Origin of the sequence: Azospirillum baldaniorum (assembly GCF_003119195.2) — a bacterium.
Classification (GTDB): domain Bacteria; phylum Pseudomonadota; class Alphaproteobacteria; order Azospirillales; family Azospirillaceae; genus Azospirillum; species Azospirillum baldaniorum.
Genome location: NZ_CP022253.1, coordinates 543,350 through 562,938, shown reverse-complemented (window position 1 = coordinate 562,938; position 19,589 = coordinate 543,350). Strand labels below are relative to the sequence as shown.

Below are 19,589 nucleotides of genomic sequence, written 5' to 3'. Positions count from 1 at the left end.
CGAACGCCACACAAACCCCCAAGCGGATGCACTCAAGCCCGGCCCGTGCCGCCGGATGGTTCCGGCAGCAGGCCGAGCAGAGAGTCCTGCTCCGGCCGTGGCGCCACCCGTACGTTCTGCCACGGTGTCACTCCCAGCTCACCGTACGCGCGGGCAGCCTCCGCGACCGCGGGGCTGAGGCAGAGCGCGTCCACTGTACGACAGCGGTCGATGAGCCCGGCCTCGGCGACAAGCCTAACAAACGAACGGGCGGTACGGGGAGAGAAAAACAACACGGCGTCCAGTGTTCCCGTACGCAACAGCGCCGCCGTGCCATCCGACAGCCGCGCGCTCGGAACGGCGTCGTACAGCGTTTCCCGCAGGATGGAAAATCCGGACTCGCCCAGCATGGCCGAGAGGTCGCCGGCGAGCTTGGTTCCTGCGACATGAAGTAGCGGACCCGCCGCTGCGGTGCAGCGTCGGCGCACCAGATCGGCCAGCGCGTACACGTCGCCGGACGCGCTTTCCACCCGCGTGAAACCGGCCGCGCGGGCGGCGGTCGCGGTGGCGTCGCCGACCGCATAGACCGGACGGTCAAGCCGGCTCGTACGTCTGGTGTAGCCCCGTACGCCGTTTGCGCTGGTGAAGAGGAGGGCCTGTACGTTCCCGACGTCCGGCTCCGGCCCGTCCAGCCAGCGGATCTCCAGCATCGGCTCCGCCGACACGATGAAGCCCTGCGCGCGCAGACGGGCCGCCAGAGGCTCGGAATCCTCCGCCGGACGGGTGACCAGGAGGTGAGGGGCCGCCATCGCCGGCCGCCGTCAGCTCTTGAAGAAGTCGGGCGGCAGGACCGCCTTGATCTCCGCCCCGGCGTCGGCGCCGATGGCGGCAGCATCGCTTGCGCTGCCGCTGCGCTCGGCCCGGAAGACCTGCCGGCCGTCGTTGGACAGCACCTTGGCCTTCAAATGCAGCCGGTCGCCGTCCAGCGTGGCCAGCCCGGCGATGGGGGTGCGGCAGGAGCCGTCGAGCATGGCGAGCAGCGCGCGCTCCGCCGTCACGCGGGCCGTGGTGGCGGCGCAGTTCAGCGGGGCCAGCAGCGCGCGGGTGGAGTCGTCGGCGCTGCGGATCTCGATGCCGATGGCGCCCTGGGCGACGGCGGGCAGCATCTCCTCATGCTCCAGCACGGCGGTGATGCGGTCGGTCAGGCCGAGGCGGCGCAGCCCGGCGAGCGCCAGAAGGGTGGCGTCCACCTCCCCGGCCTCCAGCTTGGCGAGGCGGCTCTGCACGTTGCCGCGGAAGGGCACGACCGTGAGGTCGGGCCGCCGCTCCAGGATCTGGGCCTGACGGCGCAATCCGGCGGTGCCGACGACGGAGCCGGCGGGCAGCGTGTCCACCGTGTGGCCGCCGCGCGAGAAGAAGGCGTCGCGCGTGTCCTCGCGCGGCAGGAGCGTGGAAATCTCCAGCCCGTCCGGCATCCAGGTCGGCACGTCCTTCATCGAATGGACGGCGAGGTCGGCGCGGCCGTCGAGCAGCGCGTCCTCAAGCTCCTTGGTGAACAGGCCCTTGCCGCCGGCCTCGGCCAGCGTGCGGTCCAGGATGCGGTCGCCGGTCGTCTTGAAGACGACGATCTCGATGGCGCCGGGGGCGGCCAGATGCGGGTGCGCCGCGATCAGCCGGTCGCGGGTCTCGTGGGCCTGCGCCAGCGCCAGCGGGCTGCCGCGCGTGCCGATGCGGAGCGGTTGGGTCATGAGGCCAGTGTTCTAGGCGATCCACCGCGGTTTGCAAGCCTTGGTGACGGGCGTGCTACTCTTTGGTGAAACACTTCGCGGCGGTGAAACACTTCGCGGCGCGTCTCAGGATGCGCGCCGCGCCGTGACGATCATGCGGCGGCTGTCCACCGTCCAGGCCGCGTCCTCGAAATCGCCGGCCAGCCGTTCGATCGCGAATCCGGCGCTTTCCAGCATCAGCTCCAGCTCGTAACGGAAGATCATCCGCCAGGTGAAACCGTATTCGGTCACCACGATCTTGCCATCCGGCAACAGCTCGTCGTACCAGCCGTGGATGCGCTGGCACTGCCCCTCGTCGAGACGGGAGGCCATCGTGTTGCGGATGTAGCTGTTGCCGTTGTGCGGGCTGCGCCGCGGTTCCGACGGGCTGGGCTTCGTCTCGGCGTCCATCGGCAGCGTCAGCGGATTCATCACGTCCAGCGCCAGCGTGCCGCCCGGCGCCAGATGGGCGGCGGCGGCGGCCAGCGCGCGGCGCTCCGCCGCCAGTTCCGGGATCAGCATCAGCACGTTGAAAGGAATGACGGCGAGCCGGAAGTCCCGCACCGGCAGATCGAGCGCCGTGGCATCCTGGCGCACCGGATGGACGCGGGCCTGGACCTCCGGCGCCTCGCGCGCCAGCTTGGCGCGGAGCTGGTCGAGCATGGCGGCGGAAACGTCCACCGCCCACACCTCGTGCCCGGCGCGGGCCAGCGGGATGGTCAGGCGCCCGGTGCCACAGCCGATCTCAAGGACCGGGCCCCCGGCCTCCGCCGCGCGCTCCTTGTAGAAGGGCACGTCGCCCAGCATGCCGAGGCGGGCCAGCGTCGCGGCGTGATCCGCCCGCGCCTCCCCGATCTCCAGCGACGGATAGTCGCCGTCGTAATAGACGATGCTGGCGTCGTCGTCGGGGACGTCTTTGTTCATGGAGGGCGAAACCCTGAAGAATCCGGGTCAAGACCCTATACCAGAGCGGTGGAGACGGCTAGTTTGACGGCCATCATGATCGTTCTTGGAATCGAAACGAGCTGCGACGAGACGGCGGCGGCCATCGTGACCGACGCGCGGGAGATCCGCGCCGACGTGGTGCTGTCGCAGCTGGACGACCACACGCCCTATGGCGGGGTGGTGCCGGAAATCGCCGCGCGCGCCCATCTGGAGCATCTGGACGGGCTGATCCGCCGCGCCATGGCCGACTCCGGCCTGGGCTTCGCCGACATCGACGCCGTGGCGGCGACCGGCGGGCCGGGGCTGATCGGCGGGGTGATCGTCGGGGTGATGACCGCCAAGGCCATCGCCGCGGCGCGCGGGCTGCCCTTCGTCGCGGTGAACCATCTGGAAGGCCACGCGCTGACCGCCCGGCTGACCAACGACGTGCCCTTCCCCTACCTGCTGCTTCTGGTGTCCGGCGGGCATTGCCAGCTTCTGGTGGTCGAGGGGGTGGGCCGCTACCGGCGGCTCGGCACCACCATCGACGACGCGGTGGGCGAGGCGTTCGACAAGACGGCCAAGCTGCTCGGCCTCGGCTATCCCGGCGGGCCGCTGCTGGAGAAGGCGGCGGCGCTGGCGACGAATCCGGGCCGCTTCGACCTGCCGCGCCCGATGGTCGGGCGCCCCGGCTGCGATTTCTCCTTCTCCGGCCTGAAGACCGCGGTGCGGCGCCATGTCGAGGAGCTGGGGACGCCGCTGTCAGGGGAGGACCAGGCCGACCTCGCCGCCGCCTTCCAGACCACGGTGGCCGAGGTGATGGCCGACCGCTGCGCCCGCGCCATGCGCCGGTTCAAGGAGATGCATCCGCAGGGCGGCGCCCTGGTGGTGGCCGGCGGCGTGGCGGCCAACAAGACGCTGCGCGCCCGCCTGCAGACGCTGGCCGACCGCGAGGGCATGCCCTTCGTGGCGCCGCCGCTGCGGCTGTGCACCGACAACGCGGCGATGATCGCCTGGGCGGGAATCGAGCGCTTGCGGCTGGGCCAGACCGACCCGCTGGACTTCGCGCCGCGCCCGCGCTGGCCGCTCGATCCAACCGCGAAGCCGGCCATCGGCAAGGCCGGGGTCGGCTCCGGCGTGAAGGCGTGAGGGCGCGCGCTCCATGGCTCTGACCTTCCGCGCCGCCGGGCGCGACGATGTGCCGGAGATCGTCCGGCTGACCGCCGACGACGCCCTGTCCACGGCCGGCGACGTCTATGCTGAGCCGCTGGACCCGCTCTACTGGGACGCCTTCGACCGCATGGCGGCGCAGCCGGGCAATTCCATCGTGCTGGCGGAGCGGGACGGGCGGATCGTCGGCTGCTTCCAGTTCACCGTCACCCACGGGCTGGCCCGCCGGGGCGCGGCGCGGGCGACGGTGGAGGCGGTGAAGGTGGACAGCGCGCTGCGCGGCCAGGGGATCGGCAGCGCCATGATGCGGCACGCCATCGCGCTGGCCCGCGCCGAGGGCTGCGTGATGGTGCAGCTGACCAGCCAGACCCGGCGCACCGACGCCCACCGCTTCTACGAGCGGCTGGGCTTCCGGGCGAGCCATGTCGGGATGAAGCTTCTGCTGGCACCGGAGGCTTGACCGTGCGGGTTGCGGACGGGGGACGCTCCGCCTAAACAGTCGGGCAAATCCTTCAAGCGAGAACAGTGGAACGGGGGGCATCCATGGCGGCAACGGACTTCCGGCGCATCGGCGTGATCGGCGGCGGGGCCTGGGGCACGGCGCTGGCGCTGGCCGCCCTGCGCGCCGGGCGGGAGGCCCTGCTGTGGGCGCGCGAGCCGGCGGTGGTCGAGTCGGTCAACACCGCGCGGGAGAACCGCGACTATCTGCCGGGCGTGACCTTGCCCGCGGCATTGCGCGCGACCGGCGATCTGGCCGAGGCCGCCGCCTGCGACGCCATCCTTCTGGTGACCCCGGCCCAGCATCTGCGCAGCGCCTGCGCCGGCCTCGCCGCGCATCTGCGGACGGGCACCCCGCTGGTCATCTGCGCCAAGGGGATCGAGCTGGACAGCCACGCCCTGATGAGCGAGGCGGCCGCGGCCGCCCTGCCGGCGGGGACCCCGCTGGCCGTGCTGTCCGGTCCGACCTTCGCGGCGGAAGTGGCGCGCGGCCTGCCGACCGCGGTGACGCTCGCCTGCGCCGACGCCGCGCTGGGCGCCCGGCTGGTCGAGGCGCTGGGCAGCCGCACCTTCCGCCCCTACCTGTCCGACGACGTGGTGGGCTCGCAGATCGGCGGGGCGGTGAAGAACGTGCTGGCCATCGCCTGCGGCGTGGTGGAGGGCCGCAAGCTGGGCGACAACGCAAGGGCGGCGCTGATCACGCGCGGGCTGGCGGAGATCACGCGGCTGGCCCTGGCGCTCGGCGGACGGCCGGAGACGCTGATGGGGCTGTCGGGGCTGGGCGACCTGACGCTGACCTGCTCCAGCCTGCAATCGCGCAACATGTCGCTGGGCGCCGCCCTGGGCGCCGGCCGGACGCTCGCCGAAATCCTGGCCGAGCGCCGCTCCGTCGCCGAGGGCGTCTACACCGCCGCCGCGGTGGTCGGGCTGGCCGGGAGGAAAGGCGTGGACATGCCGCTCTGCGCCGCCGTGGACGCCATCCTGAACCGCGGCGCCGGGCTGGACGGGACGATCGACGGGCTTCTGTCGCGGCCGTTCCGCGAAGAGGGACGCTGAGGGGCGTCGTCTTTTTCACCGCGAAGACACGAAGGCGCGAGGGACCATAAGATGGGTCCTCCGCGCCTTTGCGGTGAAGCGGCGCCGAACCCTACGCGTTGCCCAGCCGGGCGCCGTCCAGAATAGCCTCGTCGAAGATCGCGCCGCTGCGGTCGCAGCCGGTCAGATCGGCCAGCGTCAGGTCGCAGCCCTTCATGTTCGTGGCGCTGAGCGAGGCGCCGGCCATGCGGGCGCGCACCAGCGAGGCGCGCATCACCTTCGCCCCGGCGCTGATCAGCAGCATCCCCAGATTGGCCCCGTCCAGACACCCGTCGATGAGGATCGCGCGGTCCAGCTTCGCGCCGCGCAGGTCGGCGCCGCGCAGGTCGGCGGAGCGCAGATCGGCACCGTCGAACTGGGCCGCCTGGAGCTGCGCACCGTTCAGCCGGGCGTGGCGCAGCCGCACGCCGGAGCCCTTGGCGAGCGTCAGCACCTTGCCCGACAGGTCCGCTCCGTCCAGGTTCAGGCCGGTCAGGTCGAGCTGGCGCCCCTTTTGGCCGCTGGTGCCGAGCCACAGCAGATGCTGGTGCAGCAGAACCTCGATGTCCGCCGCCGCGATCGCCGGGCGGGCGGGCTCCGCCGCCGGGTCCTCGTCCGGCTCCGGGATGGGAGCGGGCGCCTGGGCGGCGGCCACGGCCTCCTCGTCGGTGCGGATGGAGGTGACGAGGTCCAGCTCCGACACCTTGGCGCCGTCCAGGATGGCGCCGCGCAGGTCGGCGCCGTTCAGGTCCGCCCCCTGGAGGTCGGCGCCGGAAAAGTTACAGTCGCGCAGGTCGGTGCGCTGGAGCCGCGCCCCCGACAGGCGGGAGTTGGTGAAGTCGGCCGCCCGCGCGAAGCTGCCCGACAGCTTGGCCCGCGCCATGTCGGCGTTGGTCAGCTTGGCCGAGGCCATGTCCGCCGGCCCCGGTTCGAAGCCGACCACCTTCAGCTCGCCGGATGCGCTGCGGTTGGCGACGCTGCCGTCGCGCAGATCGACCTCCACCATCACCGCGCCGTCCAGGATGGCGCCGCGCACGTTGGCGCCGCGCATGTCGGTGCGGTAGAGCCGCGCCTCCGACAGGTCGGCGCCGCGCAGGTCAGCGCCGTAGAGGTCGGCGTGGTCGAGGATGGTTCCCTGCATCCGGGCATCGCGCAGGATGGCGCCGGACAGATGCGCACCGGTCAGGTTGCGGCCCGACAGATCGAGCCCGGTCAGGTCGAAGAAGGGAAGGTTGGCGCGGGCGCCGTTGGGCCGCCCCTCGGTGAAGCGGACATGGCGCTCGCACACCCGGTCCAGCTGCTCCTGGCTCAAGCGTATCCGGGACTTGTGGGAGCCGTCGTTCGCCATCGGCGCCTCAGGCGAACAGCGCGTCGATGTCGGCCTGCGAAATCTCGCTGCCGCCGCCCGACGGTTCGGGCGCCGGGGCGGCGGGTCGCGGGGCCGGCTTCGCAGCGGCGGGAGGCGGAGACGGAGGCGGAGGGGGCGGTGCGGGTGCCTCGGCCGGCTCCGCCCGTTCCAGCACCTGGGGGATCTGCGTGGCCAGCGTGTCGAACAGGGCGTCGATGTCGTCCTGGCTGACCTCCGGCCCGCCGAGCTGCGGGCCGTTCAGCAGATGCGCGTCGGGCCGGGTGTCGCCCAGCTTGCGGTGGGACGCCCCTTCGCCCATGGACGCGGTTTCCGAGGCGGAGGCGATGCGGTCGACGCCCCAGATCTCGATCATCGTGTTCACGCGCTGCTCGATGTAGCGCAGCGTGTTGACCACCTTGGTGGTGCGCTGACCGGTGATGTCCTGGAAGGCGCAGGCGGTCATGATCTCGATGCTCCAGGCATCGATGGCGTCGACCATCTCCGCGATGTCGGGATCGGTGCGCGGGATGCCCTGGGTGATCTCCTGGATCTTCTCGGTGGCGTTCAGGATGTCGGTGGTCGCCCGCTCCGTCGCCGCGACGATCTCATCCAGCTCGCCGGTCGCCGCCTCGATGCGGTTCGACCCGGTGTCGGCGGGGCGCAGTGCTGCGATGTCGCTGCGCGTCTCGCGCACCACCTGGGTGATCGACATCAGCTCCTGCTGAAGCTGCAGGCCATCTCCCAAGCCTTGCCCCATCCCGCCCCCCGGCACCGGACGGGGCAAGGCGCCGGTGTCCACCCCGCGCAGCCGGTTGACCTGCTGCTCCAGCGCGCCGGTCAGCCGGTGGAACTCGTCCACCGCGACCACGCGGGATCGTCGGTCGCGCATGCGCAGGAACGCGCGGCCGCGCGCGGTCTGCGACAGCGCCTCCTCCATCTGGAGGTAGTCATGCTCGGTCAGTTCCATCAGAGGAACGTCGCTCATCGTCGTCACCGTCGGCGGGCCGCTGTTGAGAATCCGCCATGGAGGAAAGCACGTCTTAGGAAAACTGAGGTTACACCAGACATGGCCTGGATTTCAGACAAATCCTGCACATCTCTGCCTCGCAGATCCCGCTGAACAAAGTCTTAATGAAGTCATGGGCGGTGCGCGATGACGCACCCCCTCGTCATGCAACCAATCATGGAAGCTGATCACCGGGGCGGAGCCCGGAAAGACGGCGGGCTGCGGTATGGAGGATGCTCCCGTCGCTGCCGCCGCCCTATACTCCGGCGCGCCGCGCGGCGGCGCAAAGGGCGCACAGGCTTGACCCAAGGGCGCCGTTCGCCCACATCAGCCGCGCCAACGCGGTACGGAACAACAGGAACGGGGACAAGATGCCGATGACGACGACGCTTCGGTTCGCGGCGCTTCGGTTTGCGGGAGCGGCGTGCGTGGCCGGGCTTTTGGGGATCGGCGTTCCGGGCGCGGGTCTGGCCCCCGCCGCCGCGGCCCTGCCCGCCGGGGTCACCGGGGTGACGACCATCGCGCCGATGCTGGAGCAGGTGACCCCCGCCGTCGTCAACATCGCCGTCCTGTCGCGGGCGCCGCAGGCCGAGAACCCACTGCTTCGCGACCCCTTCTTCCGCCGTTTCTTCAACGTCCCCGAGCAGCAGGCCCGCCCGCAGGTCAGCGCCGGGTCGGGCGTGATCGTGGACGCGCGGCGCGGCTACGTCATCACCAACGCCCATGTGGTGGAGAACGCGCAGGAGATCGCCGTCACCCTGAAGGACCGCCGCCGCCTGCGCGCCAAGCTGGTCGGGCGGGACGCGGCGACCGACATCGCGCTGCTGAAGATCGAGGCGGAGAAGCTGACCGCCCTGCCCTGGGGCGATTCGGACCAGCTCAAGGTCGGCGACTTCCTGGTCGCCATCGGCAACCCCTTCGGGCTGGGCCAGACGGTGACCTCCGGCATCGTCTCGGCGCTCGGCCGCAGCGGTCTGAAGATCGAGGGGTACGAGGACTTCATCCAGACCGACGCCTCCATCAACCCCGGCAACTCCGGCGGCGCGCTGGTGAACTTCAATGGGGAGCTGGTCGGCATCAACACCGCCATCATCGGCCCGGCGGGCGGGTCGGTCGGCATCGGCTTCGCCGTCCCGGTCAGCATCGTCCGCTCGGTGATGGAGCAGCTGGTCGAGTATGGCGAGGTGCGGCGGGGCCGGCTGGGGGTCTCCATCCAGGACCTGACCCCCGATCTGGCCGACAGCATGAATCTGGCCGGCGACGCCGGGGCGGTCATCGCCCAGGTCGAGCGCGGGTCCGCCGCCGACCGCGCCGGCTTCCGCAGCGGCGACGTGGTGACCGCGGTGAACGGGCGCCCGGTGCGCAGCGCCACCGACTTCCGCAACCGCATGGGTCTGGTGCGGGTCGGCACGCCCCTGCAGGTAACCGTTCTGCGCGGCGGCAGCGAACGGGTGCTGAACGTCCGCACGGGGAATTAGACCCGGCGAACCGGATCATGATAACCAATCCCTGATGATCGGCCGCCCCTCCCCTCCCCGCCGGCAGGCACCGCCCGCCCCCATGGTCAGCGCGGCCCAGCGCCAGCGCGAGGTCGCCCGCATGCTGATGCGGCTCGACGACATGCTGAAGAAGTGCGCGGATCTGGCGGCGGCGGCGCGGGAGCGCGTGTCGGTCGGCGGGATGGGCCGCTACCGCAAATTCTCCCGCAAGGTGCGCGACTTCTTCTCGCTGGCGGCGGTGACCCAGGAACGGCTGGACGCCGCCCCGTCGGAGATGGAGGAGCTGATCGGCCCGATGACCACCGCGCTGGAACGCCTGCACGCTCGCATGGTGATCCTGTTCGTGGAGGAGAGCCTGGGCTTCTTCAACACCTTCGCGCGGGTCAAGGCGCTGCCCATCGGCACCCACGAAACGGTGGGGGTCGAGTTCCGCGCGCTGATGGAGATCCGCAAGTTCCTCGACGACCCGCTCTACGACGGGGAGCGCGGGCAGGGCCTGCGCAAGCAGACGGACCGCGTCGCCGTCCTGATGCGCGCGGTGATGGACCGCTGCCCGCCCCTGCCCGACTTCGGCGACGAGCCGAGCATCGGGCCGCGCGGGACGGTGAACAAGCCGCTGCGCCCGCCGCGCGCCGCCCCGCCAGCCGCCGCGGGCCGGGCGGCGGAGCCGCGCCCGCTGCCGCAGCCTGACCCCCGGCTTGAGGTCCGTCAGCTGTCCTTGGACGACGAGGACTGACGATCAGCCTTCCGCCGGCGACGATTGGCGGTGGTGGCTGTGCGCGTCCACGCCGCGCAGATGCTCGGCGGCCTCGTGCAGAGCGCGCTCGCTGGCGCTGTCGGGGGTTTGCAGCCCGGCCTCCGGACCGGGGACGGCGTCCTCCTCGGCGATCTCGCGGGCGGCCTGCTGCCAATGCTCGATGTGGCGCCCCTCGGGACGGCCCTCCCGCTCCCAGATGGCGTGGGCGCGCTCGCGGACGCGGGGGTCGTCGGGGCCGGTGTGATGCTCCATGGCGCTGTCCCTCCTCGGCGGTCTGTTGTCATGACCGTCAACAGGCGGACCGCACCGGCGTGCCGCAGACCTTTCCGCTACAGCCAATAGAGCGGGCTGACTCCGAACAGCCAGGGATGCACCGCGATCATCGCGGCGTAGGCGGCCAGCGCGCCCAGCACACGGCCCCAGCCGATCTCTCCAGGACGGAAGCTCTGGCGTCCGGCCAGGATGGCGGCGAAGGGCAGCGCGGAGGTCTCCACCCGGTAGGCCCGCCCGGCCGCACCGCGGCGCAGCAGCCAGTCGTTCTTGGCCATGGCGAACAGGGCGATGGCCGCCATCGCGACGAACAGCACGACCCGCCGCCCGTCCCCGGTGGCTTGCAGGTGCAGCAGCGCCCACAGCAGCAGCCCCATGCTGCCGGGAAAGCGGGTGATCCGGTAGACGCCCCGCGGCGGGTTGGGCGCGTCCGGCTCGCCGGCCTTGCTGGTGACGCGGGCGGCGATCAGCAGGAAGGACAGCGGCATCAGCGCGACGACCAGCGGCGCCGCCCAGCCGGCGGGAACGAACAGCGGCTCCCCGCCCCCGGCCTCGCGGTAGGCCCAGACGAACAGCCCGAGCGCCAGCAGCGAACCCAGCGAATGCAGGGCGACGAACCCGCCCCGCCCAAGCCGGGCGATCAGCCACGGCCGCACCCCCGGCCAGGACGGCACGGCGTGGGTGGCGAACAGGAACAGGGCGGCGAGAAGAAGATCGGTGGTCATGGGATGCGAGGAAACACCGCTTTGCCGGGCGGAGTCTTGATGAACGTCAAACTTGGAGCCGTGAAGGCAAACCGCGTCCGGGTGTGGCGCAGGCCACAGCGGGGATGGGCGGCGGGGCGTAGTGTCTGGTCATCGGACAGGCCGGGCCCCGACGCAGACGGAACCGGCAGCCAACTCCCCCAGACACCAACTCCCCCAGACACCGGAAGGAAACCACACCATGCGCCGCACCACCCTGATCGCCGCCGCCGTCGCCGTCCTGTGCTCCGCCCCGGCCTTCGCCGGCGACCTGATGACCGGCGGCATCCCGCTCGGCAACGCCAGCAACCTGGGGGTCATCTCCAACACCGCCGCGGGCATCCAGAACAAGGCGCAGCAGCAGGTGATGGGCGTGCAGGCCGGCGGCGGGCTGGCCGGGCCCTTCGGCACCGCCTCCAACCTGGGCAACGTCTCCAACCTCGCCGCCGGCGTCGGCAACACCGCCAAGCAGCAGGTCTTCGGCCTGCAGACCGGTGGCGGGATGGGCGGCGGGGCGAAGACGCCCTTCGCTCTGGGCGGCTTCAACAGCAACGCCGGCACCGTCAGCAACAGCGCGGTCGGCATCGGCAACACCGCCCAGCAGCAGGTCAAGGCCATGCAGTTCGGCGCGCCGGGCGCCCTGTTCAACCAGAACCTCGGCACCGTCTCCAACCTCTCCGCCGGCATCGGCAACAAGGCGCAGCAGCAGGTCATCGGCATCCAGAAGTAACCCCCTCCTGATCCACCCTCCCATCCAGGCAGACCTTGCGGCCGGGGCACTCCCCCGGCCGTTTTTTTGCGCGCAAGCGGGGCGTTTCCCGGCGCGGATGTGCGGACAAGGAACCTTCCACCCGGCGGCGCGTTGGAGCGGCGAACACTCTCCCGCGGCCGCGCGCCGCGGTCATTCGGGAAGCCGCAGCATGAACCGCAACAGCATTTCGACAGTGGGATGGCCCAGGGTGGGATGGAGGGCCGCGACCATCCTGTCGGCGTCGCTCGGGCTGGCCGCCTGCGCCGGCAGCGTGCCGCCGCCGACCGCCCAGCTCGGCGCGTCGGCGCAGGCCATCCAGCAGGCCGAACGGGCCGGCGCCCTCGAACACGCCCCCGCGGAGTTCCAGTCCGCCCGCGAGAAGCTGGCCGCCGCCGACGCAGCGATGCGCGAGGACGAGCGGACCAAGGCCCGCCGCCTCGCCGAGCAGGCGCAGGCCGACGCCGAACTCGCCACCGTGCGCTCGCAGCGCGCGACGGCGCAGCAGGCCGCCAGCGCCGTGCGCACGCTCGCGAATCCCAACAGCGGTGTGCCGGGCCGGGCGCCCGCCGCCTCCGCGGCCGCTCCCCTGGCCCCGTCGGGCATGAGCGGGACCTCGACCTGGGATTCCCCGCGCACGCTGGAGGGCACGCCGTGATGCACACCACAAAGAAATCCCAAACGGTGCGGAAAAGTCTGGCCCTGGCGTCGCTCGGCGTCGTCGCCCTGTCGCTCGGCGCCTGCGCCACCCCGGACGACACCCCGGCCCTGGCCCAGGCACGCCAGTCCTATTCCAGCGCCGCCGCCAACCCGCAGCTGGCCAGCAACGCCACGCTGGAGCTGCGCCGCGCCGAAGAGGCGCTGCAGCGCGGCGAGCGGGCGCGCAGCGACGGCAACACGGCGGAGATGGACCATCAGGCCTATCTCGCCAACCGGCAGCTCCAGATCGCCCAGGACGTGGCGGCGATGAAGGGCGCGCAGCAGGTCGTCGCCAACGCCGAGACCTACCGCCTCCAGGACCAGATCCGCGCCCTCCAGGCGGAGCGGACGGAGCGCGGGCTGGTGATGTCGCTGGGCGACGTGCTGTTCGCCACCGGCAGCGCCCGCCTGACTCCGGGCGCCGACGCGCGTCTGAGCGAACTCGCCAACTTCCTCCAGCGCAATCCGGAACGGACCGTGCGGATCGAGGGCTACACCGACACCACCGGCTCGTCGGCCACCAACCTGCGCCTGTCCGAGGAGCGGGCCATGGCGGTGCGCGACGCGCTGACCGCGCGTGGTGTCAACCCCAGCCGCATCGCCGCCCAGGGCCTGGGGTCGGCCCAGCCGGTCGCCTCCAACAGCACGGAGTCGGGACGCCAGCAGAACCGCCGCGTCGACATCGTGATCTCCGAGCCGGGCTCGGTGGCGGAGACGCGCTCCTGACGGGCCATGCTGCCATTTGACGCACATTGCGCTTGAACAAGAACGGGCGGGCCGGAAACGGCTCGCCCGCGTCGATTCCGGCCCGATTTCCAGCCGTTTTTCCCGCTCCGACTTGTCCGTCCCGCTCCGCCACCGCGCCGGACGCGCGGTCATTCGGAAAAATTGTCTCGAATGCAGGGCAAAATCAATGCTTCTTTACCTTTTACGGTGTGTGGTTTTACGATGCGCGAACATGAGTGACCACGGCGTCCTTTTGATTGCGCGGGGATTCGGAATGACCACTGGACAGGGTGACGAGGGAGCGATGCTCAGCAGGGGATTTTTGAAGGCGCAGGCTCTGCTTCTCCTCATCATCGGCCTGCCGGTGATCGTGGTGGTGGTTCTCCTCAACCCGCTGTGGAACGCCACGCTGCACCGTTTCGGCGTGCCGGAGGGGCCGGCGGCGGCGCTCGGCATGATCGTCACCATCATGGTGGTGATGGTCGTCCAGTACTGGGTTCTGGAAACGCGGCGGACCATGGTCAGCTCGCTGTTCAACTTCATCCCGCACGAGCATCTGACCTTCGACGGCGAGACGCTGACGACGGACGAGGCCAACCGCCTGTTCGTCACCCTGCACCGGGACTCGGAGGAGTGGCGCCGCCTGCTGCGCGACAACGGCATGGACGGCCCGCTGGACGAGTTCGGCAGCCTGTGCGCCGCCCGGCTGGCCTTCGCGCGCCGCCCCCAGGATATCCCGCCGGAGGCGGAGCGCGCCATCGCCGAGGTGCCGCAGGCGGTGGAACTGGCCAAGGCCCGCGTCGGCGGGGCGCTCGATCAGGCGGAGCGGGAGGTGCAGGCCCTGCGCGCCCGCCTGTCCGACACGCAGGACGCGGTGGCCGCCCTGGTCGGCTTCATCCGCGACAGCGGGGTGCAGATCGCCGGCCGCCACGACGACGCCCAGCGCTGCGCCACGGAGAACCACGCGCTCCTCGCCAGCCTCCAGGAGCATCTGGACCGCCGCCGGGCGGAGGCGACCTCCGACCTGACGCGGTTCGAGCAGATCGTCGCGGAATCCCGCGCGCTGGAGGATTCGGTCAACGCCATCACCCGCATCATGTCCGCCACCAACATGCTGGCGCTGAACGCCGCCATCGAGGCGACGCGGGCCGGGGAATACGGCCACGGCTTCCGCGTGGTCGCCAACGAGGTGCGCGATCTGGCCCGCCAGTCGAACGAAGCCATCCAGGTGATCCAGAAGGGCATCGACCGCATGCAGCAGGCGATCGCCCAGCAGATCGCCGGGCAGGACGCCCAGGCCAAGGTGGCCGCCGAGCACGCGCTGCTGTCCGATCTGGCCGACCGCCTGCAAAGCCTCAGCGCCGGCCAGCAGGACGTCGCCGGGCACGAGCGGCACTTGATGGGCGAGTTGGACCGGCTGGGCGACTCCCTGGCCGACACGCTGGCCGGTTTCGCCGGGGACCTGCGCGTTCCCGAAGGGCTGCGACGGGAGCTGGACGCGATCAGCGGCGGGCTGGCCCGGCTGAACGGTCTGGAGGAGGATCTGCGCGGCCTGTCCGGCATCCGGAAGCGCGCCGCCTGACCGACCTGCGCGCCGCGCCGCTCAGCGGCCGCCGCGGTCCGTCTCGACGATCGCCAGGGCGACGGCGTAGACCCCGGCGATCGCCCCGGCGGTGAACAGCGCCGCCCCCACCGCGCGGGTCAGGGAGCGGGCCGGCGCCGGGGCCGGCGGCATGCGCTTCCACACGGCCCAGGCCTCTTCCGGGCGGTCGGGATCGGCGATGCGCAGGGCGGCAAAGGCCTGCTCGGTCAGGCCGGGATCGGTGTCGGGCAGCGGCGCCAAGCGGCGACCGGATGGCTTGTTCAGCCGGTCGATGGCGGCCACAAGGCTGCCCGTGGCGCGGACGGCGGCGGTCATCTCCGACGGGTCGACGCCCATATGCTCGGCCAGCAGGCGGTTGCGCACGGCGCCGATGGCGCTGGCGGTGCTGCGGTCGCCGGGCGGCGCCTCCACCGCCAGATCGCATTCGGTGTCGTAGCCCATGGAGCGGTTGTTCAGGTTGCTCGACCCGATGCGCAGCAGCCGGTCGTCCACCACCATCAGCTTGGAATGCACGACGATGCCGTTGCCGCCCTCGGTCAGCGGGGTCATGGCGCGCAGGCGCCCGTGGCGGTCGGCGGCGCGCAGCTCCTGAAGCACCACGCCGCGCGGCGTGTCCATGGCCATGCGGTCGAACCAGCTCGGACTCTCCATGGGGACGACGACGACCACCTCCGGCCCGTCCGGCTCGCGCAGCCGCCGGGCCAGCGCCTCGGCCACGCGGAAGGAGGCGAAATACTGGTTCTCCAGATAGATGCTGTGGCGCGCCTCGGCGATGGCGGCGAAGGTCAGCGCCTCGTTCTCGCGGACCGGACGGCCGACCAGACAGTCGGGAAGCGTGCGGGCGATGCCCACATCCGCGTCGGTGATCAGCGGGTGCAGCCCCTCCGGCCAGGGATCGGCGCCGACCGCGAGAAAGCCCTCCGGCGGCGGGGGCGGCAGCGCCTGCCCGGTGGCGTGGCTCCAGCGCTCGCGCGCCATCAGCCCCAGCGCGCGGGCGGCGGGTCCGTCCACCGCCATCATCACGTCGTGGCGCGGGGCGTGAAGCTCCCCGGTCGGCCAGCGGCGGCGCGGGTCGTTGTCGCGATGCTCCGGCGTGTCCCAGCGGTCGCCGGCCAGATCGATGCCGCCGCAGAAGGCCAGCGCGTCGTCAACCACCACCAGCTTCTGGTGCTGCGCCGCGCCCACCGGCAGGGCGTCGTCCAGCTCCAGCGTCAGCCGCGGGCCGGTGCGGCGGTTCAGCCGCTCCAGCGGTCCGTGCGGGTGCTCCAGCGAGATCGGGAACGGCATGTCCCATTTCAGCGCGTGGATCTGCAGCGACGGGCGGTGGCGGATCAGGCGGGCGAGGAAATCGCCCAGCGTCTCCGGGTCGTGGGGGTCGAGGCGCATCCGCGGATCGATGTCCCAGCCGAGCAGGATCACCGACCGCCGCGCCCGCAGCAGGGCGGCGCGCACCGCCGCGAAGAAGGCGGCGCCATCGACCAGCACCGCCACCCGGTCCGCGCGCTCGGTCCGCCAGCAGGTGGCGCCGGGGCGCAGGATGGGCCGCGCCCCGGCCAGATCCGCCGCATCCTTATGTTCGCTCATTCCTGCCTCGACGTGCCGTAGCGGTGCTTGCGTCAACTCTTGCGGCGGCAGCCTGTTCCGCAAGGCGCCCGGCTGCTCCGGAATCGCCCGAAGCCCGCATCTGGATGGGAGCGGATGGAAGGCCTGGACGGCGGGCGGATCGCCAAAAGATCGGAATGGGTCTCCGGTTTTGCCGCAACGATGCGCCGGGCGTCCTGTTGGAAGTGGCGAATGGGGGACGGGCGCGCCGCAGGGCGCCGGACTGAATCTCCGCCCGAACCCCCGCCAGGAGGGCGCCCGGCCAAAGGGCGCCGCCACCAGATGGAGAGATGAGGATGCGTACCCTGTTGATCGCCGCCGCGTCGGCCCTCGCCCTGATGGCCGGCTCCGCCGTCGCCCAGTCGGGCGGTACCGCCGTGAGCCCGACCGTTCCCAGCACCACCACATCGCCGTCCACCGGCCTGAGCACCTCCGGCCCGGGCTCCACCCCGGGCAGCGTCACCACCCCGGGCACCGCCGGCTCGACCGGCACCATGAACACCCCGGGGACCACCGTGCCCGGTTCGTCGGGCAGCACCATGGGCAATGACACCATGGGCAGCGGCTCGTCGGGCGGCACCTGGCAGGGCCAGACCACGGTACCGTCGGGTATGGGCAGCGCCACCAGCAGCAACCCGGCCCGCGACAACCAGACCGCGACCGGCACCCACTGCCCGCCGGGCACCCCGAACTGCGGCCCGGACGGCAGCAAGTAACGGCCTTCAAGCTTTGCAGCGAAGGGCGCGCCGGGACCTCCGGCGCGCCCTTTTCCGTTTCAGCTCACCGGCTCCGCCCTGACCGCCGCCGGTTCACCGGAGTCCACCGCGGGGGGAGCCTCGGCGGGGAAGCGCAGGACGAAGCAGGTGCCTCCACCCTCTTGACCGCGCTCCCGGTCCTCCACCCGGCTTTCGACCCGGATGCTGCCGCGCAGGCGGGTGGTCACGATGTTGTAGACGATGTGCAGGCCGAGCCCGCTGCCCCCCTCGCCGCGCCGCGTCGTGAAGAAGGGGTCGAAGACGCGCCCCAGATGGGCGGTGGGAATGCCGCAACCGTCGTCGCAGAAGCGCAGTTCGACCTCCTGCGGGTTGGGGCGGGTCACCGCGACGGTCAGCGTGCCGGCCCTTCCGTCCGGATAGGCGTGGACCACCGCGTTCATGGTCAGGTTGGTCAGGACCTGGAACAGCGCGCCGGGATAGCTGTCCACCCACAGTCCCGCCGGACAGTCGATCACCACGCGGTGGGGGGTCTGTTTCAGCCGCGGGCGCAGGCTGGTCAGCACGTCGTCCAGATAGGCGGCCAGATCGACGCGACGCCGTTCCTCGCTGGTCTGGTCCACGGCCGTCTGCTTGAAGCTCTGGATCAGCTCGGCGGCTCGGTTCAGGTTGGTTTCGATCAGCCGGCAGGCCTCCCCGGCGGTGGTCAGATAACCGGTGAAGTCGGCGCGGCGCAGCGTGTTGGCCTCGACCCCGCGGACCACCTTGCGGGTCTGGTCGGCCAAGTGGGTGATGCCGGTCAGGGCGATGCCCACCGGCGTGTTCACCTCGTGCGCCACCCCCGCCACCATCCCGCCGAGCGAGGCCATCTTCTCCGCCTGGATCAGGTGGGCCTGGGTGTCGCGCAGGTCGGCCAGGGCGCTCTCGGCGCGCTCCTTGGCGGCCTCCGTCTCCTCCTCCGACCGCTTGCGCAGGGTGATGTCGTTGACGGCGATGAGGATGGCCGGCTCGTCCACGTCGTGGATCTCCACCGCGGAGATCATCGCCCAGAAGGGCCGCCCCCCGGCGGTGCGCATCTCCATCTCCAGATCGCTCGCCGCCCCCTGCTCGGCCACCAGACGGGACAGCCGGGCGGCGTCGGACGGGTGCACGAAGAAGCGCGCGTTGCGCGTCAGCACCAACCGCTCGCCCTCGGTCCCGAACAGGCCCTCGGCCTGCGGGTTGGCGAACAGGACGGCGTCGTCCGACCGCCGCGCGATCACGATGGGAAAGGGCGAGGCCGCCAGGATCGCGCGCATCCGCTCCTCCCCCGCCTTCAGCGCCTCGGCGTAGGCGTGGGTCTCCACCAGCGCCGTGCCGAACCGCTCCACGCTGGTGGAGATGGCCTGCAGCTCGGCGAAGAGGGCGGGCGGCAGGCGGACGGTCCGGCGCTCCTTCTGCACCATGCCCAGCGCCTGCGAGGCCCGGCGGATCGGGCGGACCACATGGACGCGCAGCAGCACGTAGAGCAGCGTCTGCACGGCCGAGGCGATTCCCAGCCCGACCAGCACGATCCACAGGCCGCTGCGCGCCTGATCGGTCAAGGTGTCGGCGATGCGCCGGGTGTTGGTCGCGGCGGCGTCGGTCAGGCTGCCGCTGAGGTCGTTCAGCACGCCGTGGGCGATCTCCGTCTCCAGCCCCATCAACCCCGCTTCCGACAGGATGGTCCGGCGCAGGGTGAACAGCGCGCCCAGCCCGTCGAGGTCGCGCGCCGTGCGGGCCAGCGGCGCCCGCTCCCCCGCCTCCAGCGGGATCAGCGCGTTCACCACCGCGGCGGCGTGCTCGTGGAAGCGGGCGACCTCGACGGCGAGTTGTTCCGTGTCCGTCGCGATCAGGCCGGCGGCCAGCGCCCCCAGCGCACGGTGGTAGGGTTCCTGCACCGCCAGGGGGGCGCCGGAGCGCAGCAGGCTCAGAAACGCCTCGTCCCCCTTTCGCTGCAGAGTGATGGCCTGGGCCGCCAGGGCGTCGATGGCGTCGGCCCGCTCGGCCGTGCGGCGCACCGCCTGGATGGCCTGTTCGAGCCGTTGCAGCAGCTCCGGGGCCGCCGCGTCCGCCGCGAAGCGCTGCGACACCCCCTCCACCTCGGCCAGGGCGCCGGCGCGCTCCTCCGGCGAGCGGGAGCGCAGGACGGCCTCGGCGAGCTGACCCATGCGGGCAGCAAAGACGGCGTACTGGTGCTGGCGGGCGATCTGGGGAACGATGGCGCGGTCCGCCTCCTCCGCGAGGTCGAGCACCCGGACGAAGGCACCGCCCACCCCGAGCGTCAGCCCGGCCATCAGAAACGCCGTGGCCAGCGCGGTGATCATCGTCACCGTGTGCAGCCGAAGCCGCCGGCCCGCCTGTTTCTCCGTCACGCCCTTGCCCCTCCGCCGTTGCGGCGGCCCGATCGCCAAGCCCCGATCATTCGGCCCGATCGTTAGGATAA

Annotated in this window: 19 protein-coding genes; 10 read left to right on the top strand and 9 right to left on the bottom strand. The window is 71.7% G+C overall.

The features are described 5' to 3' along the window. Positions 1-32 precede the first annotated feature (32 nt). The 3 genes from Sp245p_RS02625 to Sp245p_RS02615 all read right to left on the bottom strand — a co-directional run bounded on the left by Sp245p_RS02625 (position 33) and on the right by Sp245p_RS02615 (position 2,669). Complete coding sequence (locus Sp245p_RS02625) at positions 33-788, bottom strand: uroporphyrinogen-III synthase (protein WP_014238602.1); 756 nt, start codon at positions 786-788, stop codon at positions 33-35. A gap of 12 nt (positions 789-800) precedes the next feature. Beyond that, positions 801-1,727: a hydroxymethylbilane synthase gene (gene hemC, locus Sp245p_RS02620; protein ID WP_014238603.1), complete on the bottom strand. Its 927-nt coding sequence runs from the start codon at positions 1,725-1,727 to the stop codon at positions 801-803. A 105-nt stretch (positions 1,728-1,832) separates the two neighbouring features. Then, positions 1,833-2,669 carry a class I SAM-dependent methyltransferase gene (locus Sp245p_RS02615; protein ID WP_014238604.1) on the bottom strand — a complete coding sequence of 279 codons (837 nt, stop codon included), beginning with the start codon at positions 2,667-2,669 and terminating at the stop codon, positions 1,833-1,835. A gap of 75 nt (positions 2,670-2,744) precedes the next feature. On the opposite strand from Sp245p_RS02615, the gene tsaD reads away from it, so the two are divergent. The 3 genes from tsaD (at position 2,745) to Sp245p_RS02600 (ending at position 5,393) form a co-directional block, all read left to right on the top strand. Continuing rightward, a complete protein-coding gene (tsaD, locus tag Sp245p_RS02610; RefSeq protein ID WP_014238605.1) occupies positions 2,745-3,818 on the top strand; it encodes a tRNA (adenosine(37)-N6)-threonylcarbamoyltransferase complex transferase subunit TsaD in 1,074 nt (357 codons plus the stop codon). Between the two features lie 13 nt (positions 3,819-3,831). Continuing rightward, on the top strand, positions 3,832-4,299 hold the full coding sequence (locus Sp245p_RS02605; protein ID WP_014238606.1) for a GNAT family N-acetyltransferase: 468 nt from the start codon (positions 3,832-3,834) through the stop codon (positions 4,297-4,299). An 83-nt stretch (positions 4,300-4,382) separates the two neighbouring features. Next, on the top strand, positions 4,383-5,393 hold the full coding sequence (locus Sp245p_RS02600; RefSeq protein WP_014238607.1) for an NAD(P)H-dependent glycerol-3-phosphate dehydrogenase: 1,011 nt from the start codon (positions 4,383-4,385) through the stop codon (positions 5,391-5,393). 91 nt (positions 5,394-5,484) lie between these two features. Here the strand turns inward: Sp245p_RS02600 and Sp245p_RS02595 are convergent, their stop codons facing one another. Next, positions 5,485-6,723: a pentapeptide repeat-containing protein gene (locus Sp245p_RS02595; protein WP_244439330.1), complete on the bottom strand. Its 1,239-nt coding sequence runs from the start codon at positions 6,721-6,723 to the stop codon at positions 5,485-5,487. A gap of 43 nt (positions 6,724-6,766) precedes the next feature. After that, positions 6,767-7,744, bottom strand: a complete 978-nt coding sequence (locus Sp245p_RS02590; RefSeq protein ID WP_014238609.1) for a hypothetical protein — start codon at positions 7,742-7,744, stop codon at positions 6,767-6,769. A 449-nt stretch (positions 7,745-8,193) separates the two neighbouring features. Here Sp245p_RS02590 and Sp245p_RS02585 point away from each other — a divergent pair, with 449 nt between their 5' ends. Both Sp245p_RS02585 and Sp245p_RS02580 read left to right on the top strand, forming a co-directional pair. Continuing rightward, on the top strand, positions 8,194-9,243 hold the full coding sequence (locus Sp245p_RS02585; protein ID WP_237904783.1) for a Do family serine endopeptidase: 1,050 nt from the start codon (positions 8,194-8,196) through the stop codon (positions 9,241-9,243). A 34-nt stretch (positions 9,244-9,277) separates the two neighbouring features. Beyond that, on the top strand, positions 9,278-10,000 hold the full coding sequence (locus Sp245p_RS02580; RefSeq protein WP_041810824.1) for a hypothetical protein: 723 nt from the start codon (positions 9,278-9,280) through the stop codon (positions 9,998-10,000). Positions 10,001-10,003: 3 nt separating this feature from the next. Here Sp245p_RS02580 and Sp245p_RS02575 read toward each other — a convergent pair whose 3' ends face one another. Both Sp245p_RS02575 and Sp245p_RS02570 read right to left on the bottom strand, forming a co-directional pair. Beyond that, entirely contained in the window at positions 10,004-10,273 is a 270-nt protein-coding gene (locus Sp245p_RS02575; protein WP_014238612.1) for a DUF2934 domain-containing protein, read from the bottom strand. 77 nt (positions 10,274-10,350) lie between these two features. Further along, positions 10,351-11,016: an NnrU family protein gene (locus Sp245p_RS02570; protein ID WP_014238613.1), complete on the bottom strand. Its 666-nt coding sequence runs from the start codon at positions 11,014-11,016 to the stop codon at positions 10,351-10,353. Positions 11,017-11,236: 220 nt separating this feature from the next. Here Sp245p_RS02570 and Sp245p_RS02565 point away from each other — a divergent pair, with 220 nt between their 5' ends. The 4 genes from Sp245p_RS02565 to Sp245p_RS35575 all read left to right on the top strand — a co-directional run bounded on the left by Sp245p_RS02565 (position 11,237) and on the right by Sp245p_RS35575 (position 14,789). Next, positions 11,237-11,764, top strand: a complete 528-nt coding sequence (locus Sp245p_RS02565; RefSeq protein WP_014238615.1) for a hypothetical protein — start codon at positions 11,237-11,239, stop codon at positions 11,762-11,764. Positions 11,765-11,993: 229 nt separating this feature from the next. Then, entirely contained in the window at positions 11,994-12,440 is a 447-nt protein-coding gene (locus Sp245p_RS02560; RefSeq protein ID WP_014238616.1) for a DUF4398 domain-containing protein, read from the top strand. Beyond that, positions 12,440-13,207: an OmpA family protein gene (locus tag Sp245p_RS02555; protein WP_014238617.1), complete on the top strand. Its 768-nt coding sequence runs from the start codon at positions 12,440-12,442 to the stop codon at positions 13,205-13,207. Before Sp245p_RS02560 ends, Sp245p_RS02555 begins: the two co-directional genes overlap by 1 nt. Before the next feature lie 274 nt (positions 13,208-13,481). Beyond that, positions 13,482-14,789: a methyl-accepting chemotaxis protein gene (locus Sp245p_RS35575; protein ID WP_244439331.1), complete on the top strand. Its 1,308-nt coding sequence runs from the start codon at positions 13,482-13,484 to the stop codon at positions 14,787-14,789. A 21-nt stretch (positions 14,790-14,810) separates the two neighbouring features. Here Sp245p_RS35575 and Sp245p_RS02545 read toward each other — a convergent pair whose 3' ends face one another. Beyond that, on the bottom strand, positions 14,811-16,394 hold the full coding sequence (locus tag Sp245p_RS02545; protein ID WP_014238619.1) for a phospholipase D-like domain-containing protein: 1,584 nt from the start codon (positions 16,392-16,394) through the stop codon (positions 14,811-14,813). Positions 16,395-16,708: 314 nt separating this feature from the next. Between Sp245p_RS02545 and Sp245p_RS02540 the strand changes: the two genes are divergently transcribed. Next, on the top strand, positions 16,709-17,128 hold the full coding sequence (locus Sp245p_RS02540; RefSeq protein WP_014238620.1) for a hypothetical protein: 420 nt from the start codon (positions 16,709-16,711) through the stop codon (positions 17,126-17,128). Positions 17,129-17,187: 59 nt separating this feature from the next. On the opposite strand, the gene Sp245p_RS02535 is transcribed toward Sp245p_RS02540, so the two are convergent. After that, a complete protein-coding gene (locus Sp245p_RS02535; protein WP_014238621.1) occupies positions 17,188-19,518 on the bottom strand; it encodes a sensor histidine kinase in 2,331 nt (776 codons plus the stop codon). Between the last annotated feature and the right edge of the window lie 71 nt (positions 19,519-19,589).